Raw genomic sequence first — 8,066 nt, 5'->3', positions numbered from 1 at the left:
GGGCTTCGACCCCGCCCACCCCCTCATCGAGGACCTCAAGCTCAAGAGCTTCATCGCCTGGTTCCCCTTGAGCGACGAGGAGGTCTGCTCGGCGGCCTTCATGGACCGGGTGCTCGAGGCCCTGCGCCGGACCGACGCGCTGGTGAGCTACCTGTGCGAGGTGCTCAAGCTGCCCACCGGGGCGGAGCCGGTGAAAGGGTAAGCTAGGCCGGTGCTGCGGGTGAGCCAGGCCGTGCTGGAGCACACCTTTTACCACCTCCTCTCGGAGAGGCCGGGGGAGGGCGTGGGGCTGTGGGCCGGGCGGCAGGGGCTCGTGGAGCGGGCCGTGCCGCTGCCCAACGTTCACCCGACCCCGCGGGTGGCCTACCACGCCGACCCTGCCGCGCTGCTGCGGGCGGTGCAGGGCCTCGAGCGCGAGGGGCTCGAGCTGCTGGCGATCTACCACTCGCACCCCTACGGCCCGGCCCGGCCCAGCCCCGCCGACCGCGGCCAGGCCTACTGGCGGGTGCCCTACGTGATCTTCGCCCTGGAATCGGGCGAGGTGCGGGCGTATAACCTGCCCGAGGGGGAGGAAGTGAGGCTGCATGTGGAGCCGTGAGGAACTCGACCGCTACGCCCGGCACATCGTGCTGCCCGGGGTGGGCGGGGCCGGTCAGGCCCGGCTCAAGCAGAGCTCGGTGCTGGTGGTGGGGGCCGGGGGGCTCGGCTCACCGGTGCTGCTCTACCTCGCCGCCGCCGGGGTGGGGCGGCTGGGCGTCGTGGAGATGGACGCCGTGGACCTCTCCAACCTCCAGCGCCAGGTGCTCTTCACCACCGCGGAGGTCGGGCGGCCCAAGGCCGAGGCCGCCCGCGAGCGCCTGCTGGCCCTCAACCCCAATATCGCCGTGGACGTCTACCCGTCCCGCCTGAGCGCCGACAACGCCCTCGAGCTCCTCCGCCCCTACGACCTCGTCGTGGACGCGACCGACAACTTCCCCACCCGCTACCTCGTCAACGACGCCTGCTTGATCCTGGGCAAGCCGCTGGTGTACGGCGCGATCCACCAGTTCGAGGGGCAGGTCGCGGTGTTCAACCACGCCGGGGGCCCCTGCTACCGCTGCTTCTTCCCCGAGCCGCCCGCCGCCGCGCCCAACTGCGCCGAGGCCGGGGTCTTCGGGGTGCTGCCGGGGGTGGTGGGCAGCCTGATGGCGACCGAGGCGCTGAAGGTCTTGCTCGAGCTCGGCGAGCCACTATCGGGCAAATTGCTCGTTTATGACGGGCTTTATAACGACTTCCGCACCCTCAAGCTGCGGCGGCGGGAGGGGTGCGCCGGGTGCGGTGTAAACGGTGTATCTACACTGAGTGACCTGGACCTATACTGCGAGCGTTAAAGCGCCGTAGTGTTAGAATGCCACGGCTAGAGCGGTCTTCGCGTCGGCTCGATCAGGCAAAGCGGATCTTGCAGCTACCCGATTGGCACCGCTGGCCCCGTGCAGAGGCCAGCGCGAGTGGGGACCGCGGGGAAAATCCGGCATCTAGCCGGAACAAAACGGAGGAACCATGAGCACCCAAACCATTGCCCGAGGTCTCGAGGGCGTTCTGTTCACCGAGAGCGCCATGTGCTTCATCGACGGTCAGGCGGGGCGCCTCTACTACGGCGGCTACAAGATCCAGGACCTGGCGGAGCACTCCACCTTCGAAGAGGTCTCCTTCCTACTCCTGCACGGCCACCTACCGAGCAAGCTCGAGCTGCAGGGCTTCAGCGAGAAGCTGGTCTCGCTGCGCACCCTGCCGCCCGTGCTGCTGGAGTCCATGCGGCGCTACCCCAAGGACGCCCACCCCATGTCGGCGCTGCGCACGGCGGTGAGCGAGCTGGGGATGCTCGACGCCGACGAAGACAACGTCGGCCCCGAGGCGCTTTACGAGAAGAGCCTCTCGCTCATCGCCAAGTTCGCCACCATCGTCGCGGCCAACAAGCGCCTGCGCGAGGGCCTCGACCCCATCGCCCCCCGCGCCGACCTCTCCCACGCGGCCAACTTCCTTTACATGAGCACCGGGAAGGAGCCCAGCGCCGAGGAGACCAAGCTGATGGACGTGGCGCTGATCCTGCAGGCCGAGCACGGCTTCAACGCCTCGACCTTCACCGCCGTCGCGGCCTACTCCACCCAGACCGACATCTACTCGGCCATCACCGCCGGGGTGTCGAGCCTCAAGGGCCCCCGCCACGGCGGCGCCAACGAGGCGGTCATGAAGATGATCGGCGAGATCGGCAGCGTGGAGAACGTGAGCTCGTGGCTCGAGAACCTGGTGGCGAGCAAGGGCCGGGTGATGGGCATGGGCCACCGCGTCTACAAGGCCTACGACCCGCGCGCGGGGGTGCTCGAGAAGTACGCCAGCATCGTCGCCGAGAAGCACGGCCACAGCAAGGAGTACGCCATCCTCAAGGAGGTCGAGCGCCAGGCCGGGGCCATCTACAACCCCAAGGGCATCTACCCCAACGTGGACTTCTACTCCGGCGTCGTCTACAAGGACCTGGGCTACGACCTCGAGTACTTCACCCCCATCTTCGCCGTGGCCCGCATCTCCGGCTGGACCGGTCACATCCTCGAGTACACCAAGCTCGACAACCGCCTGCTGCGCCCCGACGCCGCCTACATCGGCCAGCTCGACCTCCCCTACGTGCCGCTCGAGCAGCGCTGACCCCGGCCGAAAAGACGACCCCCGCCCACCGGCGGGGGTTTCGCCGCGTTCGCGGGCCGCTACCGGCCGCCGGCGTTGAGCCCGCGGAAGGCCTCGAGGGCCTCCGCCCCGGACCCGAAGCGCTCGGCGGGGTCTTTGGCGAGCATGGTGTAGATGAACTCGAGCAGCGGCGCGGTGACCTGCAGGCGCGTGTCCGCGGTGGGCGTGGGCACGGGGACGGCGTGCTTGAGGTGCGCCTCCATCACCTCCTCGGTGGAGCCGAAGAAGGGCAGCTCGTTGGAGAGCGACCAGTAGAGGAAGATCCCGGCGGCGTACACGTCGGAGGCGGGGCTGGTGGTCTGGCCCAGGAACAGCTCAGGGGCCATGTAGGCGGGGGTGCCCACCAGGAACTGCTTGGGCAGGCGCTCGCCTGCGGGCCCGGCGAGGTCGAAGTCCACCAGGCGGGCCTCGCCGGTGCCGTCTACGACCACGTTCTCGGGCTTAATGTCGCGGTGGACGTAGCCCTGCTGGTGCATGTGCGCGAGGCCCTCGAGCAACTGCTCGAAGACCCGCAGCACCATCTCGGGGCGGCGCGAGCGCCAGTCGTTGAAGCGCTCGCCCGGGGCGTAGGCGATGAGCACCGCCGGGCCGTTCTCGCTGCTGGCGGCCTGGTCCTCGAGGTCGAGGCGCTGGTACACCGGGTTGATGCGCGGGTGCTGCAAGGCCCCCCCGACCTTCCACTCGCGGTCGGCGCGGGACTCGTAGCCTTTGGGGAAAACCTTGAGCGCGTAGGGGGTGCCGTGGAGGTCGAAGGCCAGGTACACCGTGGCGACCGCCCCCCTGGCGATGGGGCGGATCACCCGGTAACGCCCCAGCAGCGTGGCCCCTGGCAACCCCACGAACACAACTATACGGTCTTAGCCCGGGCTTTTGGACCGCAAATGGCCGGGCCATAGAATGGCTTCGCGCAAGGGCTGTGCTCTTGCGGCCGGGGCAGGAAGAGGGCGGCCCGGTGGCTTTCCGATTCCGGCTGAGCGTGTATGCTGTGGGGGTTGCGATTTCCGCCTGGGGCGGCCTTCCCGCCGCTCACGCGGTCTGGGGGGACTGCCCCGGGCGGTTAGGGACGAGGCGAACATGCGAAGCTTCTGGCGCTATCTTTTCCACGAGTGGTTCCGTCAGGTCGGCGAGGCGCTGCTGCTGGCTTTCCTGGTGACCACCTTCCTCTTCACCACGGTGGGCGTGGTGGGCTCCTCGATGAACCCCACCCTGCTCAACGGCGAGCGGGTCTTCGTGCCCAAGTACGAGACCTGGCTGGTGCGCTTCGGCCTGATGCAGTGGCGGCGGGGCGAGGTCGCCATCGTCAAACCCCCCGAGGGCACGCCCAACGCCTACGCCCGCTTCCCCGTTCTGGGCTTCCCCTTCCGCGCCTTCTTCATCAAGCGCATCGTCGCGGTGCCGGGCGACACCGTGAGCTACCGCGAGGGCCAGCTTTACGTCAACGGCCAGCCGGTGAGCGAGCGCCACATCACCGACTTCCTCGAGTTCGACCCCAAGAGCTCGCTCTACGCCAGCGACTACAACTACCCCCGCGTCTGCCTGCGCGACGGCCAGCTCACCAGCCTCTCCACCCAGTCGCGCTACCAGGTGAGCCCCGCCGACGTCGAGGGCGACCCCGACTACGCCTACCTGAGGAACACCCTGCGCATGCTGGTCCCCCCGGGCGAGGAGGAGAAGGCCCGCAGCCAGGGCCGGGAGTACTGCTACACCGGCGCGCTCAAGCTCGAGCCCGGCTACTACTTCGTCATGGGCGACAACCGCACCCCCGGCGGCTCCGAGGACAGCCGCACCTTCGGCCCCATCCCCGACACCTCCATCGCCGGCCGCGCCAACTTCGTCTGGTGGCCCCCCGTGATCCAAGGCCAGTTGCGCTGGCGCGTGTTGCCCATCCCCGAGGGGTTCAAGGGGTTGCAGTAGGGGAGCAGCCAGCGATCAGCCGCCAGATATAAGCAGAGGGCTCGTGGCCTGTGGCTCGCGGTTTGTCGAGGGCTGAGGGCCGAGGGCCGAAGCGTCCCGCGTTCTGCGTTTGGCGTTCGGCGTCTCGCGTACGACGTACGACGTAGGACGTAGGACGTGCGTTTCGCGTCTTGTGTCCTGCGTACGCCGTAGGACGTACGACCCGCGCCCGGCGCCCGGCTATCGACCCTCGACGCACCACCACCACTCTCACCCCTGTTTCATCGCCTGAGGCTAGGCTTCACCTGATGGAATCCATGCACGGCACAACCATCGTCGCGGTGCGCAAGAATGGCGTTACCGCGCTGGCCGGGGACGGGCAGGTGACGCTAGGCCAGACCATCATGAAGATCGGTGCCGTGAAGGTCCGCCGCCTCGAGGTAGGCGGCGGCGTTCTGGTGGGCTTCGCCGGGGCCGTGGCCGACGCCCTGACCCTGCTGGAGAAGTTCGAGGGGGCCTTGCAGGCCGCTAAGGGCAACCTCCAGCGGGCGGCGGTGGACACGGTGAAGCTGTGGCGCACCGACCGGGTGCTGAGGAACCTCGAGGCCATGCTGGTGGTCGCCGACCGTGATACCCTGCTGTTGCTTTCCGGCAACGGCGAGGTGCTCACCCCGGACGAGCCGGTGCTGGCGGTGGGGTCGGGCGGGGCCTACGCGCTTTCCGCGGCGAAGGCGCTGCTGCGCCACTCCGGCCTCAGCGCGCCCGAGATCGCCCAGGAGGCCATCCGCATCGCCGGGGAGGTTGACCTCTACACCAGCGGCAACCCGACCGTGTACAGCCTGGGAGAAGCATGAGCGTCACGCTGCACAAGACCGACCTCACCCCCGCCGAGATCGTGCGGGAGCTCGACAAGTACATCGTGGGCCAGGCGGCGGCCAAGCGGGCCGTGGCCGTGGCCCTGCGCAACCGCAGCCGCCGCAAGCGCCTGTCGGCCGAGATGGCCCGCGAGGTCACGCCCAAGAACATCCTGATGATCGGGCCCACCGGCGTGGGCAAGACCGAGATCGCCCGCCGCCTGGCGCGGCTGGCCGGGGCCCCCTTCGTCAAGGTGGAGGCCACCAAGTTCACCGAGGTCGGCTACGTGGGCCGCGACGTTGACTCCATCGTGCGCGACCTGGCCGAGGCCAGCTACCAGCTCGTGATGCAGGAGATGAAGGCCCGCGTCGCCGAGCGCGCCGACGCGCTGGCCGTGGACAACGTGGCCTCGCTGCTGCGGGTCTCGAGTTTCGAGGTGCGATCGGGCCGCTACGACGACCAGTTCGTCGAGATCGAGGTCAACGAGGAGGCCGCCATGCCCTTCGTGGGCATGTTCGGCAACGAGCAGATGCAGGGGCTGGGGGAGATGCTCAAGAACCTCATGCCCCAGCGCAAGGTGCGCCGCCGGGTGAAGGTGCGGGAGGCGCTCGAGGTGCTGCGCAACCAGGAGGCCGAACGCCTGGTGGACAAGGAAGAGGCCACCCAGGAGGCCCTGCGCCGCGCCCAGGAGGACGGCATCGTCTTCCTCGACGAGATCGACAAGATCGCGCGCAAGCAGGGCGCTTCCGGCGGCCCCGACGTGTCGGGCGAAGGCGTGCAGCGCGACCTGCTCCCGGTCGTGGAGGGCACCGTGGTCGCCACCCGGCTGGGGCCGGTTTCCACGGAGCACGTGCTGTTCATCGCGGCGGGGGCTTTCCACGTCTCCAAGCCCAGCGACCTGATCCCCGAGCTGCAGGGGCGCTTCCCGATCCGGGTCGAGCTCGAGCCCCTGGGCCCCGACGAGTTCGAGCGCATCCTGCGCGAGCCGGCCACCTCGCTCTTGCAGCAGTACACCGCCTTGCTGGGCGCCGACGGGACCGAGCTGGTGTTCAGCCCCGAGGCCGTCCGCGCCCTCGCCGAGTTCGCTCATCAGGCTAACCGTGACCTGGAGGATATTGGAGCGCGGAGGCTTTCGACGGTGCTGGAGCGGGTTCTGGAGGAGGTTTCCTTCCAGACGGAGCTAGGGCGGGTGGAGATCACCCGCGAGTACGTGGAGGCCAGGTTAAAGGGCGTGCTGGCGTCCCCCGATCTATCGCGATACATCCTGTGAGGAGGCTTTGGAATGCGTGTTTTGTTGCCGGTGCTGATGTTGGTAGGAAGTTTCGCTGTGCCCGTGGCGGCCCAGGCGCAAAACCCCGCGCCGGGACAGGGGAACAGCCAATTCCAGGAGCTGCTCAACTTATGCGTGCAGCTCTTCCGGCTGGGGCGCTATCAGGACGCGCTGGCGGTGTGTGAGCGCTCGGTGCGCTCGAACCCCACCAACCCCGACGGGCTGTACTGGCTGGCCCGCACCCAGTTGCGGCTGGGCCTGACCACCGCCGCCGTGGAGAACCTTCGCAAGGCCATCGCCCAGAACGCCGCCTACGTGCAGGCCTACGTGGCGCTGGCCCAGGCCTACTACGACCAGTACCGCCTCTCCGACAACCGCGAGGCCAGCCGGGGCGTGCTGGACCAGGCCCTCACCGTGCTGCGCGACGCCGAGCGCATCAACCCCAAGTACGCCCCCATCTTCGCCACCCGGGGCGTGGTCTACTCGGCCCTGGGCACCTACGACCGCGCCGTCGAGGCCTTCAACCGCTCGCTGGCCCTCGAGCGCGACCCCCAGGTCATCGGCCTGCTGGCCAACGTCTACCTCAAGCAGAGCAAGCTCGACGACGCGCTGAAGCTCCTGGATGAGGGCGTGAAGGCCTTCCCCAAGGACTTCACCCTGCGCCTCAACTACGGCGTCGCCCTCCTCATCAAGAACGAGCCCGCCGCCGCCATCGAGCAGCTCAAGCAGGCCACCGTCATCAACCCTGCCGAGGCCGAGGGCTACGTGCGGCTGGGCCAGGCCTACCAGGTCGCCAAGGACTGGAAGAACGCCGGGGCCAACTTCCAAAACGCCGTTGTGAAGTCCCCCTTCAAGTACCCCGAAGCCTACGCCGGCCTGGGCCGCTCCTACCTCGAGCTCGGCGACGCGGCCAAGGCCCGGGAGAACTTCACCAAGGCCGTCGCCATGGACTCCCGCAACGCGGAGTACTACTACTGGCTCGGCCGCGCCAACGAAGCGCTGGGCAACAAGGCCGGCGCCAAGGACGCCTACACCCGCGCGCTGCAACTGCGCCCGGGTTACAAGGACGCGGAAGAGGCGCTGGCGCGGGTGCAGTGAGGGTCGGACGCTGAGCGCTGATGGCTTATAGCCGATAGCTGAACGCAAGACGCAAAACGCAAAACGCCGTAGGGACGCGAGGCCTCGCGTCCCTACAAAGTTAATCATCCACTGGGGTTGTGCCCCTCCCGCAGGCCAACTACAGCCCCACGCCCCAGGGGACACCCGCTCGGTGGTCGCTGCCGTGCCCCGGCCGGGGTGTGCGGCCCGCGCGGGAGGGGGTGGGCGGGGT

9 protein-coding genes are annotated in these 8,066 nt (G+C 68.7%); 8 read left to right on the top strand and 1 reads right to left on the bottom strand.

What is annotated here, in order from left to right:
• The 4 genes from Mterra_RS16650 to Mterra_RS16635 all read left to right on the top strand — a co-directional run.
• On the top strand, nt 1-202 hold a 202-nt coding region (locus Mterra_RS16650; RefSeq protein WP_119316181.1), incomplete at its 5' end, for a DUF2461 family protein.
• Nucleotides 203-211: 9 nt separating this feature from the next.
• On the top strand, nt 212-598 hold the full coding sequence (locus Mterra_RS16645) for a M67 family metallopeptidase (protein WP_119316180.1): 387 nt from the start codon (nt 212-214) through the stop codon (nt 596-598).
• Nucleotides 585-1,370, top strand: coding sequence for a HesA/MoeB/ThiF family protein (locus Mterra_RS16640; RefSeq protein WP_119316179.1), 786 nt, complete (start codon nt 585-587; stop codon nt 1,368-1,370). Before Mterra_RS16645 ends, Mterra_RS16640 begins: the two co-directional genes overlap by 14 nt.
• Nucleotides 1,371-1,539: 169 nt before the next feature.
• Nucleotides 1,540-2,679 (top strand): citrate synthase/methylcitrate synthase, encoded by a 1,140-nt coding sequence (locus tag Mterra_RS16635; protein ID WP_119316178.1) that lies wholly within the window; start codon nt 1,540-1,542, stop codon nt 2,677-2,679.
• A 59-nt stretch (nt 2,680-2,738) separates the two neighbouring features.
• On the opposite strand, the gene Mterra_RS16630 is transcribed toward Mterra_RS16635, so the two are convergent.
• A complete protein-coding gene (locus Mterra_RS16630) occupies nt 2,739-3,557 on the bottom strand; it encodes a serine/threonine-protein kinase (RefSeq protein ID WP_176582546.1) in 819 nt (272 codons plus the stop codon).
• Between the two features lie 235 nt (nt 3,558-3,792).
• On the opposite strand from Mterra_RS16630, the gene lepB reads away from it, so the two are divergent.
• The 4 genes from lepB (at nt 3,793) to Mterra_RS16610 (ending at nt 7,834) form a co-directional block, all read left to right on the top strand.
• Nucleotides 3,793-4,632: a signal peptidase I gene (gene lepB / locus Mterra_RS16625; RefSeq protein ID WP_119316176.1), complete on the top strand. Its 840-nt coding sequence runs from the start codon at nt 3,793-3,795 to the stop codon at nt 4,630-4,632.
• 287 nt (nt 4,633-4,919) lie between these two features.
• Nucleotides 4,920-5,465 (top strand): ATP-dependent protease subunit HslV, encoded by a 546-nt coding sequence (hslV, locus tag Mterra_RS16620; RefSeq protein WP_027893478.1) that lies wholly within the window; start codon nt 4,920-4,922, stop codon nt 5,463-5,465.
• On the top strand, nt 5,462-6,736 hold the full coding sequence (locus Mterra_RS16615) for an ATP-dependent protease ATPase subunit HslU (RefSeq protein ID WP_119316175.1): 1,275 nt from the start codon (nt 5,462-5,464) through the stop codon (nt 6,734-6,736). Before hslV ends, Mterra_RS16615 begins: the two co-directional genes overlap by 4 nt.
• Before the next feature lie 12 nt (nt 6,737-6,748).
• Nucleotides 6,749-7,834, top strand: a complete 1,086-nt coding sequence (locus tag Mterra_RS16610) for a tetratricopeptide repeat protein (protein ID WP_245971669.1) — start codon at nt 6,749-6,751, stop codon at nt 7,832-7,834.
• Nucleotides 7,835-8,066 lie beyond the last annotated feature (232 nt).

Origin of the sequence: Calidithermus terrae, from assembly GCF_003574345.1 — a bacterium.
Lineage (GTDB): Bacteria > Deinococcota > Deinococci > Deinococcales > Thermaceae > Calidithermus > Calidithermus chliarophilus.
This window is presented reverse-complemented; position numbering and strand designations above follow the sequence as displayed.